Here is an 18939-nt window from a genome sequence, read left to right on the forward strand (position 1 = left end):
GCCTATCACTGCCCTGACGCGCCCGTGAGCCGATTTTCTCGACCAGAAACGAGTGAAACCCTAGCGAAGGGGTCGCGGGTTGCCGAAGCGACGATCTCGGCGCGCAATCAGCCGTAGGTGTCGCGCGGGCCGCGCCCCGGAACATGCCGCGGACCCTTGCGCCAGCTCGGCGCCTGCGGCCCGGTGATATGCAGGCTGGTCACCACACCATTGCCGACGGCGGCGTTGATTTTGGCCAGGATCTGCGTCTGCATCAGCCGGAGCTGAGTGGCCCACGCGGTCGACTCCGCCGCGACGTGCAAGACACCGTCGCGCAACGCGGTGGCTTCGGCGTGATCCGCGATCTCGCTGCCCACCACTTGAATCCAGCGTCCGAGCACCGTGCCTTCGGCCACCCGCCCCGACCAGCCACGGTTTTTGGCTATTGCACCGGCCAGCGCGCCGAGGCGCTGCGGGTCACGGTCGTCGGGGCGCGCCCCGGACCAGCCGCGGCGGCGCGGCAGCGGCCGGCGACCGGTCGACGCCTTGCCCTGACCCACGGCCTTGCCGTTGGCCCGGGCCGCCGCCCTGGCCTCCTCGAGGGCGCGGCGGGCCAGATCGATACCCCGCAATTCGGGTTCACCCTCCGTCACTGCTCCCACCCTTCCGCCTCGATTGCCACCGTGCGCGACGTTCGCCCGTCTTCGCCACCGACCATCTCCACGCCGATCTCACAGGCGTCGAGTTCCTCGGGGACGTCCTCGGCCACCGCGGCGGTGATCAGCACCTGTTCGGCCGCACCCGCGGCCTTGGCCAGCGCCGCGCGGCGCGGGCGGTCCAGCTCCGCGAACACGTCGTCGAGCAGCAACACCGGATCGGTCCCATCTTCGCGCAGCAGAGCGAACGACGCCAGCCGCAACGCCAGCGCGAACGACCACGATTCACCGTGACTGGCAAAGCCTTTCACCGCTTCGGTACCCAACCGCAAGTCGAGATCGTCGCGATGCGGACCGACCAGGCAGACCCCGCGCTCGAGCTCCTTGCGGCGCGCCGCGGCCAACTCGGAAAGAAAGGCCGCCTCGATAACAGCCTGATCATCCGTACCCGGGCTCCGGGCCGGGTCGAGCAGCTCCGCTGGCAGTGACTCACCGAGACTGCAGCGGTACCGCAGATGCGCCTCGCGGGAGGACGGCGCGATGGATTGGTAGGACGCGGCCAGATGCGGGGCCAGGTCGTGCACAAGTCGCAACCGCTGCGCGAGCAGCACCGAACCGTGAGTCGCCAGATGTCCGTCCCAGACGTCCAACGTGCTGAGGTCGGCCCGGGATGCACGCGCCGCCGTTTTCAGCAGCGCGGAGCGCTGGCGCAGCACCCTGTCGTAGTCCGCGCGGACCCCGGCCAACCGCGGCAACCGCGTGGTGAGGAGCTCGTCGAGAAACCGGCGACGTTCTGCAGGTTCGCCCCGAACCAGCGCCAGATCCTCCGGCGCGAACAGCACGGTCTTGAGAATGCCAAGGATTTCCCGGGTCCGGCGCACGGGAGACTTGTTAACGCGCGCCCGGTTTGGCGCCGAGGAGTTCAGCTCGACCTCGACCGACAACTCTCGGCCGTTGTTGACCACGGCAGCACCGACGTTGGCGCGCGTCGTCCCGGTTCGGATCAGCGCGGCATCGGCCGAGACCCGGTGCGAATCCAATGTGGCGAGGTACCCGAGTCCCTCGAGGAGATTGGTCTTGCCGCTGCCGTTGGGCCCGATAAAGACGGTGCAGCCGGTTTGCAGGTCCGACGAGAAACCTTCCCAGGAACGGAAGTTTCCGAGAGTCAGCGCTCTGACGAACACGTGCGGGTCGGGCCTTAACCCGGTAGCCGAACCGGCATCAGCAGGTAGGTGTACTCGCTGTCGGGCGCCGGGAAGTTTCCCGAGCTGTCGGTCTGAAGTTCCTCGTCAGGCGCCGGGCGCAGCACGGCCGGCCGGCTCGGTGTGGTGAAGCCGAACGCCACCCGATCGCTGTGCAGCGAGGACAACCCGTCGACCAGGTAGCCCGGGTTGAACGCGATGGTGAGGTTCTCGCCCTGGAACTGCGCCTCGAGGAATTCTTCGGCGCGTCCGGCGTCGTCACCGCCCGCCGAGAGCATCAGTCCGTCGCCGGAAAACTGCAACCGCACCTGGGCGCCACGGTCGGCCACAAGCGCCACCCGCTTGATCGCCTCGACCAACGGCTGCACGTCCATGACGGCCACCGACGAGTGCTCCTTGGGCAGCAACTGACGGAACTTCGGAAACTCCGCGTCCAGCAGCCGGGTGGTGGTGCGCCGGCCCTGGCTGACAATGCCGAGCAGGCCGTCGGCACCGACCGACGAACCCGCCCCGAGGGACAACTCCACCGGCGAATCATGCGAGCCGACAAGGGTTTTGGCAGATTCGGAGAGCGTCCGTGCCGGGATGAGTACGGCCGCGGACACGTCTACCTTGGCAGGCTGCCAGTCGACGTGGCGCACCGCGAGCCGGAATCGGTCGGTGGCCGCGAGGACCATGCGCTCGCCGTCGATCTCCACCCGGATACCGGTCAGCATCGGCAGCGTGTCGTCCTTGCCGGCCGCGACCGCGACCTGGCCGACAGCCTGCGCAAAGTCGTCGAGCGGCAGCGACCCGGTGCGCTGCGGCAGCTCTGGAAGCTGCGGGTAATCCTCGACCGGCATGGTAGGCAGCGAGAACTTGGCACTGCCGCAGGTGATCAGGACCCGTGTGCCATCCACGCTCACATCGACCGGCTTGGCCGGCAGCGCCTTGGTGATGTCGGCGAGCAGACGGCCCGACACCAAAACCTCACCGGTCTCGGCCACCTCGGCGGCGACCCGGACTTGCGCAGAGACCTCGTAGTCGAATCCGGAGACGGTCAGCCCGCCCTCGTCGGCGGCGAGCAGGACACCACCGAGGACCGGGACCGGAGGCCGGGACGGCAGGCTGCGGGCCACCCAGGCAACGGCGTCGGCGAAGTCTTCTCGAGCGAGTCGAAACTTCATGCTCCCAAGCTCCATCGCCCGGCAAATCCTCTCGATTGGTCACTAGCTCGCTATGACGGAAGTGTCGCACACCCCGCAGACACAACACCGTATGCCAACGATCGGTGACTTCGAAAGTGAATGGGCTACTGCGATCTCGGGCAAGTTGTCGGTCCGGCGAAGGTTTATGGAGCCTGTGGACCGGGTAATCCCCAAGCCCTGCTTTTAAAGAGATCTTCAAGAAGAAAAGATCAAAGCAGTATTAGGCGTTGTGGATTCTGTGGAATTCGGCCGAAGCCGCAGGTACCGCCGCGTGCCGTGCTGGGGATCGACGCTGAAGCAGTTCGTGGACGCCCGCGGTGCGCTGTGCACAGTCGAATTTCATCGACATCGCGTTCAACGCTGATCCACAGTGATTCGCACTTATGCACACGGTTATCCACAGATGTGAGTAGTTCATCAGCACCTCGTTGCCGCGCGGGTTCTTGCGGCGTTGCTCGGGTACGCGGGTAGGGCCGCAGCGCAAAAACGCGCGCGACGCGGGTCTGAGTAGTTCGCGGAGTCAGCGCTTGGAGCGCTGCTTGATGCGCGCTGTGAGTTCCTGCACCTGGTCGTACACGCGCTTGGATTCGCTCATTTCCTTGCGCACCTTCTTTTCCGCGTACATCACTGTCGTGTGATCGCGGCCGAAGGTCTGCCCGATCTTGGGCAATGACAGGTCGGTCAGCTCCCGGCACAAATACATGGCGATCTGCCGGGCGGAGGCGAGTGGTCGGGCCTTGCCGGGCCCGCGCAGTTCCTCGATTGTGGTGTTGAAGTACTCGGCGGTGACGGCCATGATCGTCGACGCATTGATCTCGAGGGCCGCGCTGTCGGGCATGAGATCCCGCAGCACGATCTCGGCCAGCGTCAGATCCAGTGGCTGCCCGTTGAGCGACGCGAACGCGGTGACCCTGATCAGCGCACCCTCGAGTTCACGGATATTGCGTTCGATGCGGCTGGCGATGAGTTCGAGAACGTCGTGCGGAACGTCGAGTCGATCCATCCGGGCCTTCTTGCGGAGGATCGCGATTCGCGTCTCGAGTTCCGGGGGCTGGATGTCGGTGATGAGTCCCCATTCGAACCGCGTGCGCAACCGCTCCTCGAGGGTGGCCAACTGCTTGGGCGGTCGGTCCGACGAAACCACGATCTGTTTGTTGGCGTTGTGCAGGGTGTTGAAGGTATGGAAGAACTCCTCCTGGATACCTTCCTTGCCCTCGATGAACTGGATGTCGTCGACGAGCAGCACGTCCGTCTCGCGATAGCGGCGCTTGAATGCGACCTTGCGGTCGTCACGGAGGCTGTTAATGAAGTCGTTGGTGAACTCCTCGGTGGAGACATACTTCACCCGCATGCCCGGGAACAGCCGTAGCGCGTAGTGCCCGGTCGCGTGCAGCAAGTGCGTCTTGCCCAGCCCGGAGGCGCCCCAGATGAACAACGGGTTGTACGCCCGCGCCGGCGCCTCGGAGATCGCCACGGCGGCCGCGTGCGCGAACCGGTTGGAGGCGCCGATCACGAAGGTGTCGAATGTGTACTTCGGGTGCAGGCTCGCCAGCGCCCCGCGATCGGGGGCTTCGCTGGTGGTCGGTTTGGTGAAATACGACGGCCACGACCGCTGCACGCTGACCACCGCGTCGCCGTCGTCATCGACTTCATCGAATCCGTGGCTGTCGCCGACCATCCGGCGGCGGGCAAATCCGTCGCGGGTGGGCAACTGGTCCGGATCGACGCGGGTGATGGGCGTGGGTTCAGGTTCGTCGTCGTAGTCGTCGACGTCATCGACCGATTCGGCGGCGCGGGCGTTGATGCGCACACCGAGGCCTTCGATCGGTTCCCCCAGGTGCCGGCCCAGTGCGTCAAGAATGGGTTCGCGCAGATCGCGCTCGATTGCTTCCTGAGCCAGCGGCGACGGCACGGCGAGCAGCGCGAAGCCTTGCGCGACCGTCAACGGCTTGACCAGGTTGAGCCAGGCGCGCTGAGCAGCTGACAGCGGCGCGATGGATCCACCGTTTCCCGAGCTGAGTTCGCGAACTACCTGTGGCCAGACGATCGAAAGGACATTTGGATCGTTGTTCACGGCGGTGCCTCCCCGACGGGTTCTGCGACGAGTGCTCTGTGCGGATCTGCTTCCGAGGCTGTCCTCCCGGCGCTCATCGGGCTCCCGCTCGGCATACGAATATGCCACCGCGACCGTGTTTCCACACAATTATCCACAGATGTGGAAAACCACAGAGGTGTGTTTTTCGAGGTCGTGCGGCGTGTGCACGGTGTCGTCAAAGAGGCCCTGACCTGGGTCTATGACATGAGAATGGACAGTGCGTGCGGACTGGGGGTCAGCGAGCGGTTGCCCGGAAGCAGGGTGTGAAGGTGTCGAGGAGGCCGGTGGAAGTGGCTCGTCGGCAGCTGCATTGCACGAAGTTAGCAACTCGTTGCAAGCGCGCGGGCGGAATCGGCGCAAAAGTCGATACTTACATGAATGTAGTTATGAACGTGGCCTGAACGGGGAAAATTTGATTCTGGAAACCCGCATCAGTACCCTCGAACAGTCACCCGTTGGTGTGGTGGCTGTCTTGTGCTGGCCGCAATAGTCCGGTCGAGCTCGGCAGCCATGCCATCGCCGATGCGGACCACAGGCTTTTGCAAGACACCGAGTGTGTGAATGAAAAGTGGGCGCCGACAGCGGCCGCCCCGATGTCGTATGAGGAGTGTTGACCGTGGCCAAGGGCAAGCGGACGTTCCAGCCGAACAACCGTCGTCGTGCACGCGTTCACGGCTTCCGTCTCCGGATGCGCACGCGGGCGGGTCGGGCCATTGTGTCGGCTCGTCGTCGTAAGGGTCGCGCATCGCTGACTGCCTGACCTTCGGTCAGGTTCGGACGCTCGGGTGTTGCCTGAGCCGCATCGGTTGCATCACCATTCAGATTTCTCCCGGACGGTGCGCCGTGGCCATCGGATAGGGAGGCGTTACTTCGTTGTGTACGCCCTAGACCGAGCGACCGCCGATCTGGCAGTGGACGCGGGACTCTCGGTACCCGTACTGGGTTGTGGCAATCCCCGTTTCGGATTGATAGTCAGTAAGTCGGTCGGCAACGCCGTCGTGCGGCATCGCGTCGCGCGGCGGCTTCGTCATGTGTACGCAGCGCTTCTACCGAACATCCGCCCCGAGGTCGATGTGGTCGTTCGGGCACTGCCACCGGCCGCTGCCGGCACCTCCGCCGAATTCGCCCGTGACCTCTCCGCTGCGCTGCGACGGCTGCGGGTGCTTGCCGACGGTGGTGGGACTCCGTGACCGCCTCGGTCAGTCTTCGACGAGCCCCGGCCCGGGCGGTCATTCTGCTCATCGAGGCGTATCGAACATTCATCTCGCCGCTGCGGCTGCCGACATGTCGATTCACCCCGACCTGCAGTGAGTACGCCGTCACCGCGTTGACGCAGTACGGCTTGTTGCGCGGCGGCGCGCTGACCGTCGTCCGGCTCGCAAAATGCGCACCCTGGCACCCTGGGGGGTGGGATCCGGTGCCGGAACGCAAGGCTTCCGACCCATCCGCGTGTGGTCACCGTGCTTCGGTGGCGACAACCGAAAAGAGGAGTACATAGAGCAGTGCTCAACTTCATCTACTATCCCGTTTCCGCGATCTTGTGGTTCTGGCACAAGGCGTTCGGGTTCGTCCTCGGAGCCGATAACGGATTCGCGTGGGCACTGTCGGTGGTGTTCCTGGTCTTCACGTTGCGTCTGGTGTTGTACAAGCCGTTCGTCAAGCAGGTTCGGACGACGCGACAGATGCAGGAACTGCAGCCCCAGATCAAGGCGCTGCAAAAGAAATACGCGGGCGATCGGCAGCGGCAAGCTCTAGAACTCCAGAAGCTGCAGAAGGAACACGGCTTCAACCCGTTGATGGGCTGCCTGCCGATGCTCGCGCAGGCCCCGGTGTTCATCGGTCTCTATCACGTGTTGCGATCGTTCAACCGGACCGCGAACACGGGATTCGGTCCGCTGAAGACGGGCGGGATGTCGACGACGGAGAACGCCATGACATCCAACTATGTCTTTGGGCCCGACGAGGTCCAGTCGTTTCTGCGCGCTCGACTCTTCGGGGTGCCGATCTCGGCCTACATCACCCAGCCGAAGGAACAACTGAAGGCGTTCGCCGATCCGATCCTGGGTGCGCATCTGTCGGTGCCATCGCATGTGCACATCGCGCTGGTGGCCGTTCCGTTGATGATCGTCGCGGCGCTGGCGACACACTTCAACTCGCGGGCCTCGGTGAGTCGGCAGAGCGCCGCCGCGGCCGCACAGCCGCAAGCCGCCATCATGAACAAGCTCGCGCTGTATGTGTTCCCGCTCGGTGTGCTCGTGGGTGGTTCGTTCCTGCCGATCGCCATCCTCGTCTACTGGGTGAGCAACAACATCTGGACCTACGGGCAGCAGCACCTCGTCTTCGGCCGGATCGACAAGGAAGAAGAGGCCAAGAAGCAGGAGGCGATCGAGCGGCGCACGCAGAACGCTCCGAAGCCCGGCGCGCGCCCGGACCCGGTGAAGAAGAAGCAGCAGACCCAGTCCCCCACCTCAGCGCCGAGTGTCGATGGCGATTCACCCGAGAACGCCGGCAATCAACAGAAGAAGTCCGCCGCCGGACAGCCGAAGAAGTCGGGTGGTTCGCCGAACTCTCAGAAGAGACCTCCGCAGAAGCGGTCAGGCAATCGCGGCCGGCCAAATCAGCGAAAGCGGTCGGGCCGCTGAAATCTTTGTGCGCAAACAATCGTGAGTAAGTAACGAAAGGCGAATGCGATGTCGAATGCGGGGATGACGTCGGATCCCGAGGTGACGGAGTCGGTTCCGTCTCCCGACGATGCGACGGCGGTGCAGGTGGGCTCAGCGGACACGGAAGATTCCGACGAGCTGGAGACCGAAGAAGAACTGATCGAAGAAGGCGAGATTGCCGGGGACTACCTTGAGCAACTTCTCGACGTGCTCGACTTCGATGGAGACATCGATCTGGACGTCGAAGGTGACCGAGCGGTGGTGAGCATCGACGGCGGCAAGGACCTGACCAAGTTGGTTGGTCGCAACGGCGAAGTCCTGGATGCGCTCCAAGAGCTGACGCGGCTGGCGGTGCAACAGTCAACCGGTCAGCGGAGCAGGCTGATGTTGGACATCGCGGGGTGGCGTGCGAAGCGGAAGTCCGACCTGACGGCGTTGGGCCGCCAGGCCGCGAAGCGCGTGTTGGAGAGCGGCGAGCGTGAAGCGTTGGCGCCGATGACTCCGTTTGAGCGCAAGATCGTCCACGACGCGGTCGCCTCCGTTGACGGCGTGACAAGTGAGAGCGAAGGTGCCGAGCCATCGCGGCGGGTCGTTGTGATCCGGCAGCAGTAACGCTGAGGAAAACCGACGGGGCTTCCGGTTGTTGCCGGGAGCCCCGTCGGTGTTTTCACGAGTTTTAATTACATGGGTGTAGTTTGTCGGTGGGAGGAACGTTTCACGTGGAACAAGACGCATCCCCGCAATTGGATCCCCCGCCGGCCGCGGCTCGGGTCTTCGGCGACCGTCTAGATCTGGCCGTCGCGTATGCGGAGGTACTGTCACGTGACGGTGTAGAGCGCGGGTTGTTGGGACCACGTGAGGTCGACCGGATATGGGACAGACACCTTCTCAATTGCGCTGTTATCGCGGAGTTGATCGGTACGGGCGAATCGGTCGTGGATGTCGGCAGTGGTGCTGGGTTGCCCGGAATCCCGTTGGCGATAGCTCGTCCGGACCTTAAGGTGACCTTGGTCGAACCGCTGCTACGTCGCACGAAGTTTCTCGTCGAATTCGTCGAATCGCTCGGTCTCGACGTGGTGATCGTTCGTGGCCGAGCGGAACAGCCGGGCGTCATTCAGGAGGTCGGTGGCGCCGACGTGGTGACATCCCGAGCGGTTGCTCCTCTCGACAAGTTGGTCAAGTGGTCGTTCCCGCTGCTGCACGACCACGGTCGGATGTTGGCGATCAAAGGATCGTCCGCAGTTTCCGAAGTCGCGTCGCATCGAGCTTCCCTTTTGAAGGCGGGAGCTGGCAAGCTTGACATCGTCGAATGCGGTGCGGGGATTGTTGATCCGCCGACCATTGTCGTTCGCGCGGATCGTGTTCCGCGCAGACATCAGCGTCGTTGAAGTGGGGGGTCGATAACGCATGGATGCAGTGCCGTCGAAGCGTCGATTCTGGAATTTCGGTTCATCTCGGGTAAGGAGTCAGTTCATGTCGGGTCACTCCCCTGTTTCACGTGGAACCGTTTCACGTGAAACGTCAGCACCCTCACCGGACACCGGTGGTGCGATAGCTGACGATTTTGCAGCTGACCCGTACTCGGGCATCTCCCCGCTGGACACCCCGATAGGTGCGGCCGCGCAACGCGCGAGCCAGGTCTTGCACCCAGGATCGGTGACGCTACCGAAGCTGGCCGAGCGGCGGGTCATCACCATCGCAAACCAGAAGGGTGGTGTCGGTAAGACCACGACCGCCGTCAACCTGGCCTCCGCGCTCGCCATCCAGGGGCTGACCGTGCTGGTGGTCGACCTTGACCCGCAGGGCAATGCGAGCACGGCCATGGGCGTCGACCACCGTGCCGGTACGGCGTCGAGCTACGAACTGTTGCTGGGCGAGGTCAGCGCCAAGGACGCCATGCAGCGCAGCCCGCACAGCGAACGCCTCTTCTGCATCCCCGCAACGATTGACCTGGCGGGCGCCGAGATCGAACTAGTCTCCATGGTTGCCCGCGAAGGCCGACTGAAGACGGCGCTGTCGGACCAGGCACTCGATGGGCTCGACCTCGACTTCGTCATCATTGACTGCCCGCCGTCGCTTGGTCTGCTGACGGTCAATGCGATGGTCGCGGCACGGGAGGTCCTTATCCCGATTCAGTGTGAGTACTACGCCCTCGAGGGTGTTGGGCAGTTGCTCCGCAACATCGAGTTGGTGCAGGCGCATCTGAACCCAGGCCTGCACGTTTCGACCGTGCTGCTCACCATGTACGACGGGCGGACAAAGCTGGCCGACCAGGTCGCCGAAGAAGTCCGCCGGCACTTCGGGGAAGCGGTCCTGCGATCGGTGATCCCGCGTAGCGTCAAGGTTTCCGAGGCTCCCGGCTACGGCATGACCGTCCTGGATTACGACCCTGGTTCACGTGGAGCAATGAGCTATCTCGATGCCGGGCGCGAGCTGGCGGCCCGCAACTTGAAGTCCGCGGCGGCGACGGGGGCGCAACGATGAGCCAGACACGCAAGGGCGGCCTGGGCCGCGGGTTGGCCGCGCTCATTCCGACCGGGCCGGCGGATGGCGCACCTGGACTGGGCAACGCTGCCGCCGATGTGATCATCGGTGCTCGGCCGGCAAAGGCGGGGCCGGCGTTCACCGCGACGATCGGTGCCCCGCCGGTGGCCGAGGAGGAGCTCTCCCCCGCCGGCGCGACCTACCGGGAGATTCCGCCCGCCCAGATCAAGCCGAACCCGAAGCAACCGCGAACGGTATTCGAGGAAGAGTCGCTCGCCGAACTCGTGCACTCGATCCGCGAGTTCGGCTTGATGCAGCCGATCGTGGTTCGCGAGATCGGACCGCAGCAATACCAACTCGTCATGGGCGAGCGGCGGTGGCGGGCCAGCCAGGAAGCCGGCCTCGAGAAGATCCCCGCCATCGTCCGAGAGACCGCGGATGGTTCGATGCTGCGCGACGCGCTGCTCGAGAACATCCACCGAGTACAGCTCAACCCGCTCGAAGAGGCGGCGGCATACCAGCAGCTGCTCGAGGAGTTCGAAGTAACCCACGAGGAGCTCGCGAGTCGGCTGGGCCGGTCCCGTCCGGTCATCACGAACATGATCCGGTTGCTGAAGTTGCCGATCGCTGTGCAGCGACGGGTCGCGGCCGGTGTCCTGTCCGCTGGACATGCTCGCGCGCTGCTTGGCCTCGAGGCGGGTGCCGATGCGCAGGAGGCGCTGGCGGCCCGGATCGTGGCGGAAGGCCTGTCGGTCCGCGCGACCGAGGAGGCCGTAACTTTGGCCAACCGCGGGGACGACAAGGCGCAGCCCCCGGCCCCGCGGCGCAAGCCGATTCAGATGCCGGGACTGCAAGACGTGGCCGAGCGGCTGTCCGAATCCTTCGACACCCGGGTCACGGTGAGCCTGGGCAAACGCAAGGGCAAGATCGTCGTTGAGTTCGGCTCGGTGGATGATTTGCAGCGAATCGTCGCGCTGATGGAGCGCGAAGCGGCGAAATAACAACGGTGTCGACGGGTGCCGTCATATGTGGCCGAAACGTCACTGTGACGGACCCGCCCGACTCGTATTGTTTGTGCATCCCTTTGGCGTTGTTCCTCGAACGGAGACCGCAGGATCGTGTCGACAAACGTGAGCGCCCTGACTCTCGATGGTGTCAGCAAACTGCCGGCTCATGCCCGGCGGTGCGTGTTCTGGGAACTCGATCCGGCGGTCGCGAAGGACACCGAGAAGTTCGCCGATCCGACCTTCGAGAAGGAAGCGTGGCTGTCCACGGTCATGCTCGAGTGGGGATCGTGTGGACAGGTCGCTTCGATCAACGGTTACCCCGCCGGGTGCGCCCTCTACTCGCCGCCTAGCGCTGTGCCGAGAGCCGGGCTCTTCCCCACCTCCCCGGTCAGCGCTGACGCGGTGCTCCTTACGGCGTTGAGTTTGGAACGCGGCCTCGGTCGTGAAGGAATCGTCGACTACGACGGTTTGGCTCGTCAGTTGGTCCAGGCTGTGGTCGGCGACCTTGTTCGTCGGGGCGTGCGCGCCCTGGAAGCGTTCGGGGTTCGTGACGACGGCGTGTCTGAGGCACCTCTCTCCCCCGCGGCCTCTGCGCTCTTGCCGGAGGCGCGCGGCGAGCGACGGGGCAAGTCGAAGCGTGGTTGTTCGCCGGAGAAGTGCATGATCGACGCCGACTTTTTGGAGAGCGCGGGGTTCGAGGTGGTTGCGCCGCACCGCCGTTTCCCGCGCCTGCGACTAGAACTGGACAGCGATCACAGCTGGAAGGCAGACGTCGAGCACGCACTCGATCAACTGATGGCCGCGGCGACGCTGACCGTCGCCGATATCAACGAACGCTCGAGCGTTGGGGTATCCGGTCACGCGCGTTTCACGTGAAACTTCAGTCGCGCTAGCCGCGGTCGGAAGAAGCCAACTCTTCGGCCAGCAACTCGGCGAACGTGTAAGTGCCGGTGGGTTGATCATCTTGACCAAGCAGATATAGGCGCTTGACCGCAATGAGAATTGCCTCGGCGATAATGTCGCGGAAGCGTGGCGTCGCCAAGACCGACGCATCGTAATCGTTTGTGAGGTAACCGATGTCGACCTGCACGGTCGGCATCTTGGTGAGCCGCAACAGGTCCCACGTGCGGCCGTGGGATCGACAGTCCTGCAGCGCAGTTCGAGCGACCACCTCACGCTGGATGAACCCGGCCAGCACCTGGCCGATCATCGAGGTGGAGCCATGCGAGTTCCCGAAGTGAAAGCTGGCCACCCCGTTGGCTTGCGGACTCTCACTGCGGGCGCAGCGCAGCGAAATCATCAGGTCGGCGTCGAATGCGTTGGACGTCTCGGCGCGCTCGGCATCCGTTGGATTCGCATGGTGTGGGCGGGAAAGGAACGTCTCCATCCCGGTCGCTGCCATGCGTCCCTCGAGGCGGCTGGCGAGATCCCAGAGAATCTCGGACTCGAACATGTCGCCGAATTCCGTTGGCACGGTGAGACCTCGATCCTCACCACCGAGGCCAGGATCGATGACGATGCGCTTGCCGGTCAGCTGCGGGCCCGAACGCCGAACGATCTCCTCTTCGCTGATCCGGTGCGGGTTGCCGCCGGTGACGCGCGGCCCAAGCAACTCGAGCGAGCGCAAAGTATCCGGACCGCAGATCCCGTCGGCGGAAAGGCCGATCTCGCGTTGAAAAGCGATGAGGGCCTCGTGGGTTTGCGCGCCGAAGTACCCGTCGACGCGATCCACGTAAAACCCGAGATCCTGCAACCGTCGCTGCAAGGTCGCCACATCGTCGCCGTACATCGGCGCCGAGAGCTGATAGATCAGCGTCCGGGCGCCGAGTCGGTACGAGGCCTCCTTGAGCGCCCGATAGGTCGCGGGCCCGACCACTCCATCGACGAGCAGCCCACGCTGCTGCTGGAACGCACGCACCGCCCCGTCGAGAGTCTCATCGAAGACTGCGTCGGCCGCCCAATAGTGACCGCTGCCGGACTCCCGATCAGTCGCCGATGCGCCGTCGTCGATAAACCCAAGGCCAGCTAGCGTGCCACGCACCTCAGCGACGGCCGGACCATGATCGCCGTGACGGAGTCGGTGCATACCGTGAAGCCTTCCCCTACCTCTTGGCTGGATACCTCGCGCGGAGGTCACCCCAAACTACGGAATCTCCCAGACCGAAATGCCTGTCGATCGATTGTCGCAGAAGGAAGCCGGATTGCTGCAATCACGCTCGAACTGCTGCAATCCGGCTATCGCTATGAGATACGAAGCGCTCAGAGCACGTCGGCGAGATCGCGCAGCAGCGCGGCCTTGCCTTTCGCGCCGACGATCTGCTTCGTCGGCTTCCCCCCGGAAAACAGGATCATCGTGGGGATCGACATGACCTGGTAGTCGCGCGCGGTCGAGGGATTCTCATCGATATCGAGCTTGGCGACGGTGAGTTTGTCGCCGTGCTGCGCAGCGATCTCTTCGAGAACGGGAGCAACCATCTTGCACGGGCCGCACCAGGTGGCCCAAAAGTCGACGAGGACAGGCTTCTCGCTGGAGAGCACGTCTCGGTTGAAGGAGTCGTCGGTGACTTTGATGGTGTTGGACAAGAGTGGCTCCTAGTGGTGACTTGTGGTGACCGGGCTGTGGTGGCTGGGCTGGCCGGGTTATGCGGTGACTGCCGAGGGGCGGGCGTTGGTGATCGTGTTGCGAGAGATGTCGCCACGCTCGGCAAGCCAGCGCTCGGCGTCGATAGCGGCCGAACAGCCGCTGCCCGCCGCCGTGATTGCCTGTCGGTAGGTGTGGTCGACCAGGTCACCCGCGGCGAACACGCCATCCACGTTGGTGCTGGTGGTCGGCAGGTTCACCAGGACGTATCCCTCGGCATCCGTATCAACCTGTCCGGCCACGAGTTCGCTGCGCGGGTCGTGGCCGATCGCAACGAACATGCCCGTCACGTCGAGCGTGCTCTCGGCGCCGGTGACGGTATCGCGCAGCGTCAGACTGGTGACACTGTTCTCGCCGTGCACCGCGACGACCTGTGAATTGGTGATGAACCGAATCTTGTCGTTGGAGCGGGCCCGGTCGAGCATGATCCGCGACGCCCGGAATTCGTCGCGCCGGTGAATGACGGTGACGCTGCGGGCGAACTTGGTGAGGAAGGTCGCCTCCTCCATCGCCGAGTCGCCACCGCCGATGACCGCGATGTCCTGGTCCTTGAAGAAGAAGCCGTCACAGGTCGCGCACGCGCTGACGCCACGGCCGAGCAATTCCTGCTCGCCCGGCACGTCGAGATAGCGCGCGGCGGCGCCCATCGCGAGGATGATTGCGCGCGAACGATGGACCTCACCGTTCACGGTGACCGTCTTCACCGGGCCGGACAGGTCGATCTCCTCGACATCTTCGGTACGAATGTCGGCGCCGAACCGCTTGGCCTGCTCACGCATTTGCTCCATCAGATCCGGGCCCATGATGCCGTCACGGAAGCCGGGGAAGTTTTCGACCTCGGTGGTGGTCATCAACGCACCGCCGAACTGGGTGCCCTCGAACAGCAACGGCGAAAGCTCGGCACGTGCCGCGTAGACGCCGGCGGTGTAGCCCGCGGGCCCCGAGCCAACAATGATCAGTTCGTGAATCGCGGTGTCGTCGGTGCTCATGCGGACCTTTCGGGGAACGGAACTTTCTCGTGCTTGTCAACACCAGGGTATCCAGTGATGTTCCCGGGACCTCGCAGTTGAGCCGCTCGGTCAGCCGATGTCCGCGCGGGCGAGGGTGTCGGGCTCACCGGCTGCGCAGGCGGGGCCAACGACGATCGCCGTAATCTGCGGCGGACGCGGTCCGGGCACCAGCAGAGCGGTCGCCTGCTGGCCGTCGAACTGAACCGGGGCGGCGCCGAGGACGGTGCCGGACACCTCGTTGGCCGTGAGGCACGCCGCGAGTTCGTCGGGATCGCGCAGGCGTCCGGGAAGGTCGTGGCGACCGACGAGAGCGGTGACGGCATCCGGGCGCAGCCGACTACCGAGATCCACCAGCGTGTCGGCGGAATGACCAGGCGTTGCCTGTGCCTGCACGGGCGCGTTGGGCGGCGCCGAACGTATCCCGGTGAACGCGAGCACGCCGACGACCGCCGCGGCGGCGGCGATCGCAGCACCGGCGTACGCCCAGCGGCGTGTTGGCTGGAATCGCGCTGCCCGCGGCGCACCCTCGGCCGCAATGGCCGATTCGACGACCGCGAGCACATCGGGAGGAATCGGCGCGCAGGCGTCTGGCTGGTCGGCGAGCTCACCGAGTTGGGCGCTGACCCGGTCCAGGGCGTGGATGACCGAGGCGGCCTCCGGATCGTCGTGGACGTGTGCCCACAGCGCCGCCGAGGCGTCGCCGTCGAGATTGTCCGCGTGCAGCTGGGCGAGCAGCTCGGCAGACCACGGCGGGTCAGGCAGGTGGCCGCCGCGCGTCGCCATCGCTTACCTCCCTGATTGGTGCGCTCGCCAGACCTGACCAGCTATTGAATATGACGCCGGCGAGCTATGTCCGGTTCCCCGGATCGCGGAGGAATTCGAGCCGCTGAGCCAGCTTGAGACGCGCACGCGCACACCTGCTCTTGATCGTGCCCTCGGGCACCCCTAACAAGCGGGCGGCATCCGCAACGGAATAGCCCTCGACGTCGACCGCGACCACCGCGGCGCGCTGCTCCGGTGGCAGCGCAAACAGCGCCCGATCGATCACCATCGACATCTCGAAGTCGGCGATCGTGTCTCGTTCCGTCCGTGGCTCGACGTCGTCCTCGCCGGACAACGAGACGGTGGGGCGGACCTTGTTGCGCCGGATCCGATCCAGGCATGCATTCACCACGATGGTGTGCAACCAACTCCGCACCGCTGCGTCGGCGCGGAAGCGCGCCGCGGTGCGATGTGCAGACAGCAGCGCCTCCTGCAGTGCGTCGGCCGCATCCTCGCGGGTATATGAGGTGCGCAACGCGGTGTGCCAGAGATGGTCGTAGTGGCGTCGCAGCAGCACGGCAAAGGCCTGCCGATCGCCACCGACGTGCGCCCGCAGCAACTCCAGGTCCGAAGGCTCGGTTGCCGCGATTACATAGCTATCTTCAGATAAGTAGCTCAAAACGCCAGAAGAGCGGCCACGGACGCGCCCAGCATCGCTTTCTCGCACTGTTCCCCCGCCCCCGGCCGCTCATGGATGTGTCCCCCGATGGCACATCTAGTCACTCAACGCGAGCGCAACCGGATTCTATACATCAATCGGAGAACTCGGCAATCCGTTAGCAAACATGGGGTAAAGAGCGGACCAGGAAGAGGAGTAACTCGGATGGTTCTGCCGAGGCGACCCCTCGCGGTGCCTGCCAGCGCCACTCGCGGCAAAAGCGGTGGTTGTCGCGGCGGCATTTCCTCTCGGAAGAACCGTCCGAATCGCCTACACTAGGCGAATCTTTGGCGAATCGCAACGCGATTACACCTCGACGCGCGCGCTGCGGAACGGGATGTTGCGAACCCCGACCGTATACTGTTCGACGGACACGCTGAGGCAACGCTGCGGATATCGACAACACAGTGGAGGCGGATACATGACGTCGAGGCGTCAGCGCTTCGGAATGATCGTCCGCGCGCGACGCGCACGACTTGGCATGACGCACGACGATGTCCGCGCGGCCGGCGGTCCGTCGGACCGGTTGATGACGAAGATCGAACACGGCCAAGGCCCCGAGCCCTCCCCGAGCACGTTGCGGAAGATCGATTGCGCCCTGCGTTGGCAGCCCGGTAGCGCTGCCGCCGTGCTCGGCGGCGAAGATCCACGACCCCTCGAAGATGCCCGGCCAACTCGTGCCGACATCGATCGGCACGACCGCCTGCTCAGTGCCTTGGAGCGCCGCGGCGTCACTCATATCGCGATGCGTGGAGCAGGCCCCGCCGATGACGGCCACACGCTCGCGCCGGAACTCGTCGAGGAGATCATCGCGCTGCTCAACGAATTGCCGATGGGTCCGCGTCCGACATAACGCGCTCGAAGTTCAGGCAACGCCGCACGATTTTGCGCACGGTCGACCACACGGCGGCCAGTTCGTCGAGATGATGAAGATGATCATGCTCGATTTGCTTGTAGGGGAACGGTTTTGCGCCGTTCTTGCGGGATTCGGCGGCTACTTGCAAGCGGGCCGCGGCCAGCGCCGCGGGGTGCGAGGTCGGCGGCAGCTGGCGAACGACGGCGGCGGTGATAGCACCGGAGACATCGCGGGTGTAGCGGTTGAGAATCGCGATAGCATCGCGGATTTCGGTCTCGAGGGCGATCCGTTCCGTGGTGGCATCGAGGCGGCGGTGACCCCAAAAGCTCGCCTCGAGCACCACCTCGGGCACGGCGTCGGTGAGATCCCGCCACACCCGTCGCAAGGCCGCCGACCGTCGCGCCTCCGGGCTGACCCGCAACTGCCGGCGCAGCATGGTGAGAACCGGCGCCGCGGCCGCCGCGGCGCCCAGCGCCGTATACATCGACACTTCTTTGCCGCTCGCGCGAGTGAAGATCTCCGCGGTGAGCGGGTTCGGCAGTCCTGCCGTGCGAAGTACCTCCGCCAGCAGAATCAGCGCCTCCTGGCCAACTCCAACCACCGCCACGACAATGACCGCAAACAGGGGAAGGCGGTCGCGCAACCGCGATGCGTGCGGGAATTGGTCAACGCAGATCTTGATCATGACCGTGCCCGCGGTCGCCGGAAAGACAAAGTAGGCCGCGTCGTAGGCGAGCGGCATCCACGGCTGCGCGGCGTCACCCGCATCGAGCATCGCGATCTGCGCGAGCTGCAGAACCACCGCTGTGATGACAAGTCCCGCGATGGCTCCGCGCTGACGCGAAGACATCCCTTCTCGACCGGTGTCCCAGCTGATGGCCAGCGCCAACACCGAGATGTGACCGAGCAGGAGTAGTAATAGAAACCCAGCCGTGGCGAGCGCCTGCTGGAAGTTCGACAACTGGGTGAACCCGATGTCGGCGACGATGCGGCGAAGCGTCGCGGCAGTTCCCCAACAGATCAATATCCGGTTCGCCCACCGCTCGCTCGGCGTGTGATTGGCCAGCCACAACCGGCCGAAGACCACGAGCCAGATCCAGCACAGCAGCGGCACGACGACAAACTCGGGATAACTGTCGTACACCTAGAAACATTCCCGACCAGGCACTAGAACGAATCCAGAATGCGGCGAATCTTGCCTTCCCGCGGGGCGCCGTCATGTGTGTCCCGAACTCGCGCTATGAGCTTGCGAGCGAACAATTCAGCTTCGAGTTCCTCGATGCGATCGAAGTTGGAGTGGCCGCGCGCCCGGACTACTTCCATGTCCACACCAGTAACTTGGTGCGCCAACTCTGCTGCCGTCAGCGACGTGTCCGAGGTGTGCTCGAGCAGCATGTGCGCCAGCTCGTGACAGATGATGACTTCCTGATGCTCGTCGACCGTGGACGTTTCGTGCACGATGACGTCTCGGTCCGGCAGGGCCAGCCACAGTCCGCACAGTCCGGTGGAGGCCCGCAATGGCATCGCGTGCAACATAATCGGCCGTCCGCGCTGCGCGGCGACGGCATCGACGTAGTCACCGATCTGCCACGGGTCGGGCAGCGCGACAGTGTCCAGCGCAGCGTCGACCCGGTCGGCCGCCGCCCGGACAGACTTCTTGCGATGTCGCCGCATGGTGA

At 64.7% G+C, this 18939-nt stretch carries 21 protein-coding genes; 10 read left to right on the top strand and 11 right to left on the bottom strand.

What is annotated here, in order from left to right:
- Positions 1 to 107: 107 nt before the first annotated feature.
- From FOS14_RS12910 to dnaA, 4 genes are all read right to left on the bottom strand, one after another.
- Positions 108 to 641 carry a DUF721 family protein gene (locus tag FOS14_RS12910; RefSeq protein ID WP_143771159.1) on the bottom strand — a complete coding sequence of 178 codons (534 nt, stop codon included), beginning with the start codon at positions 639 to 641 and terminating at the stop codon, positions 108 to 110.
- Entirely contained in the window at positions 629 to 1819 is a 1191-nt protein-coding gene (gene recF / locus FOS14_RS12915; protein WP_143771160.1) for a DNA replication/repair protein RecF, read from the bottom strand. Before recF ends, FOS14_RS12910 begins: the two co-directional genes overlap by 13 nt.
- 14 nt (positions 1820 to 1833) lie before the next feature.
- The gene (dnaN, locus tag FOS14_RS12920; protein ID WP_143771161.1) at positions 1834 to 3018 is read right to left on the bottom strand and encodes a DNA polymerase III subunit beta; all 1185 of its coding nucleotides are present in this window, start codon (positions 3016 to 3018) and stop codon (positions 1834 to 1836) included.
- A 526-nt stretch (positions 3019 to 3544) separates the two neighbouring features.
- Complete coding sequence (gene dnaA / locus FOS14_RS12925; RefSeq protein WP_143771162.1) at positions 3545 to 5098, bottom strand: chromosomal replication initiator protein DnaA; 1554 nt, start codon at positions 5096 to 5098, stop codon at positions 3545 to 3547.
- A gap of 637 nt (positions 5099 to 5735) precedes the next feature.
- Between dnaA and rpmH the strand changes: the two genes are divergently transcribed.
- From rpmH to FOS14_RS12970, 9 genes are all read left to right on the top strand, one after another.
- A complete protein-coding gene (gene rpmH, locus FOS14_RS12930; RefSeq protein ID WP_006550910.1) occupies positions 5736 to 5879 on the top strand; it encodes a 50S ribosomal protein L34 in 144 nt (47 codons plus the stop codon).
- Between the two features lie 25 nt (positions 5880 to 5904).
- The gene (gene rnpA / locus FOS14_RS12935) at positions 5905 to 6309 is read left to right on the top strand and encodes a ribonuclease P protein component (RefSeq protein ID WP_143771163.1); all 405 of its coding nucleotides are present in this window, start codon (positions 5905 to 5907) and stop codon (positions 6307 to 6309) included.
- Positions 6306 to 6617, top strand: coding sequence for a membrane protein insertion efficiency factor YidD (gene yidD / locus FOS14_RS12940; RefSeq protein ID WP_143771164.1), 312 nt, complete (start codon positions 6306 to 6308; stop codon positions 6615 to 6617). The genes rnpA and yidD overlap by 4 nt, the downstream gene beginning before the upstream one ends.
- A 4-nt stretch (positions 6618 to 6621) precedes the next feature.
- Complete coding sequence (yidC, locus tag FOS14_RS12945; protein WP_143771165.1) at positions 6622 to 7761, top strand: membrane protein insertase YidC; 1140 nt, start codon at positions 6622 to 6624, stop codon at positions 7759 to 7761.
- A 63-nt stretch (positions 7762 to 7824) separates the two neighbouring features.
- Positions 7825 to 8394 (top strand): protein jag, encoded by a 570-nt coding sequence (locus tag FOS14_RS12950; protein WP_143771166.1) that lies wholly within the window; start codon positions 7825 to 7827, stop codon positions 8392 to 8394.
- Between the two features lie 107 nt (positions 8395 to 8501).
- The gene (gene rsmG, locus FOS14_RS12955) at positions 8502 to 9170 is read left to right on the top strand and encodes a 16S rRNA (guanine(527)-N(7))-methyltransferase RsmG (protein WP_143771167.1); all 669 of its coding nucleotides are present in this window, start codon (positions 8502 to 8504) and stop codon (positions 9168 to 9170) included.
- An 85-nt stretch (positions 9171 to 9255) separates the two neighbouring features.
- Entirely contained in the window at positions 9256 to 10266 is a 1011-nt protein-coding gene (locus FOS14_RS12960) for a ParA family protein (RefSeq protein WP_143771168.1), read from the top strand.
- Positions 10263 to 11267: a ParB/RepB/Spo0J family partition protein gene (locus FOS14_RS12965; RefSeq protein ID WP_143771169.1), complete on the top strand. Its 1005-nt coding sequence runs from the start codon at positions 10263 to 10265 to the stop codon at positions 11265 to 11267. Before FOS14_RS12960 ends, FOS14_RS12965 begins: the two co-directional genes overlap by 4 nt.
- A 117-nt stretch (positions 11268 to 11384) precedes the next feature.
- Positions 11385 to 12149 (top strand): GNAT family N-acetyltransferase, encoded by a 765-nt coding sequence (locus tag FOS14_RS12970; RefSeq protein WP_143771170.1) that lies wholly within the window; start codon positions 11385 to 11387, stop codon positions 12147 to 12149.
- A gap of 13 nt (positions 12150 to 12162) precedes the next feature.
- Here the strand turns inward: FOS14_RS12970 and FOS14_RS12975 are convergent, their stop codons facing one another.
- The 5 genes from FOS14_RS12975 to sigM form a co-directional block, all read right to left on the bottom strand.
- Positions 12163 to 13359, bottom strand: coding sequence for an N-acetylmuramoyl-L-alanine amidase (locus tag FOS14_RS12975; protein WP_143771171.1), 1197 nt, complete (start codon positions 13357 to 13359; stop codon positions 12163 to 12165).
- 173 nt (positions 13360 to 13532) lie between these two features.
- Positions 13533 to 13856: a thioredoxin gene (gene trxA, locus FOS14_RS12980; protein WP_143771172.1), complete on the bottom strand. Its 324-nt coding sequence runs from the start codon at positions 13854 to 13856 to the stop codon at positions 13533 to 13535.
- Between the two features lie 57 nt (positions 13857 to 13913).
- Positions 13914 to 14903, bottom strand: a complete 990-nt coding sequence (gene trxB, locus FOS14_RS12985; protein ID WP_143771173.1) for a thioredoxin-disulfide reductase — start codon at positions 14901 to 14903, stop codon at positions 13914 to 13916.
- Between the two features lie 90 nt (positions 14904 to 14993).
- Complete coding sequence (locus tag FOS14_RS12990; protein WP_143771174.1) at positions 14994 to 15707, bottom strand: hypothetical protein; 714 nt, start codon at positions 15705 to 15707, stop codon at positions 14994 to 14996.
- Between the two features lie 64 nt (positions 15708 to 15771).
- Entirely contained in the window at positions 15772 to 16365 is a 594-nt protein-coding gene (gene sigM / locus FOS14_RS12995) for an RNA polymerase sigma factor SigM (protein WP_255450301.1), read from the bottom strand.
- A gap of 460 nt (positions 16366 to 16825) precedes the next feature.
- Here sigM and FOS14_RS13000 point away from each other — a divergent pair, with 460 nt between their 5' ends.
- Entirely contained in the window at positions 16826 to 17257 is a 432-nt protein-coding gene (locus FOS14_RS13000; protein ID WP_255450302.1) for a helix-turn-helix domain-containing protein, read from the top strand.
- Here FOS14_RS13000 and FOS14_RS13005 read toward each other — a convergent pair.
- On the bottom strand, positions 17223 to 18404 hold the full coding sequence (locus FOS14_RS13005) for a DUF6545 domain-containing protein (RefSeq protein ID WP_143771175.1): 1182 nt from the start codon (positions 18402 to 18404) through the stop codon (positions 17223 to 17225). The two genes, FOS14_RS13000 and FOS14_RS13005, sit on opposite strands and share 35 nt — an antisense overlap.
- 23 nt (positions 18405 to 18427) lie before the next feature.
- Positions 18428 to 18934, bottom strand: coding sequence for an ImmA/IrrE family metallo-endopeptidase (locus FOS14_RS13010; protein ID WP_185981753.1), 507 nt, complete (start codon positions 18932 to 18934; stop codon positions 18428 to 18430).
- Positions 18935 to 18939 lie beyond the last annotated feature (5 nt).

Origin of the sequence: Skermania sp. ID1734 (assembly GCF_007489285.1) — a bacterium.
Classification (GTDB): domain Bacteria; phylum Actinomycetota; class Actinomycetes; order Mycobacteriales; family Mycobacteriaceae; genus ID1734.